Consider the following 1,126-nt stretch of genomic DNA (forward strand, 5'->3'; position numbering starts at 1 on the left):
GGCGTGTGTTCAATAGTTCTGGATGGGAGTTTGCTAAGCAATCCATGAAGTCGTCGAACTTCTGGACCAAGTTCGGCTTGAGCGGCAAATACGAGGCTCATGACGCCGTGGGTGAGGACGATCCGATGGTCGCTGGCGACTTTACCAGAGAGGACATTTACGCCTGCGAACAACAGCAGAAATCGCTGAAGTCGCCTTATTTCGAAACCGGCCCGGCCGCGGTTGGGGAAAGCCCTGTCATTGACCATCAAAAAGTGGTCCTGAAATGGTTGGGAGAGAAAGCATGACCCGTCACTTCCATCCCCTTACAGTTCTAGACACCCGCGAAGAAATCGGCGGCTTGGCCAAGACGGTAATGTTCGACGTGCCAGAAATCTTGCGGGAAACCTTCGCGTGGCGACCAGGTCAGCACCTTTCGTTTCGCTTTGTTGTTGAAGGTGAAGAACAGCGCCGCAGCTACTCTATCTCGTCTTCTCCCTTCACAGGCGATCCGCTGCGGATCACCGTAAAGCGCGTCAAAGGAGGCATCGTCAGTAACCACATCAATGAAAATGTGAAAAAGGGGGGCGTGATCGATGTCATGCCCCCGTTCGGCGGGTTTTGCCTTGACCCTGCGCAGGGCGCGCGCCGGACGCACTATTTCTTTGGTGCAGGTTCAGGCATCACTCCCCTCTACGCAATGCTCAGCTCGGTCATGGCTGCGGAACCCAACTCGGCCGCGCATCTGGCGTATGGCAACAACAACGAAATGAGCATCCTGCTTGACGATGAATTGAATGGTATCTGGACAGCCCACCCGGAAAGGATGTCCATACATCATGTCTTCTCAAAGCCGAGTTGGTGGACCAGCGCCGGGTACTGGCGTAAGGGCATTGTAGGCAAGGACGCTATCGAAGCTCTGATCACGGAAAACCCGCCTTACGCACAGGACGCTCAGTATTATGTCTGCGGCCCAGGCGGCATGAATAAAGCCGTGAAAACGGCGCTGATGTCGCTGGACGTGCCAACCAACCGCATCCACATGGAAAGCTATGGAGGTACTGCCGACCTCGACACTAGCGTCGAGGGCATTGCATCGTCGATGGAGCTGACGCTCGGCGGTGCCCAACAAACCTGAGCATTTCAC

At 55.4% G+C, this 1,126-nt stretch carries 1 protein-coding gene and 1 pseudogene; both read left to right on the forward strand.

Features of this window, described 5'->3' with window-relative positions; all coding sequences use genetic code 11:
- Window positions 1-287: pseudogene (locus A2I95_RS40985) on the forward strand (hypothetical protein); the annotation flags it as partial.
- Entirely contained in the window at window positions 284-1,117 is an 834-nt protein-coding gene (locus A2I95_RS40990) for an FAD-binding oxidoreductase (RefSeq protein WP_291738025.1), read from the forward strand. The pseudogene A2I95_RS40985 and the gene A2I95_RS40990, both read left to right, overlap by 4 nt.
- Window positions 1,118-1,126: the final 9 nt, after the last annotated feature.

The organism is Leisingera sp. F5 (assembly GCF_001593695.1).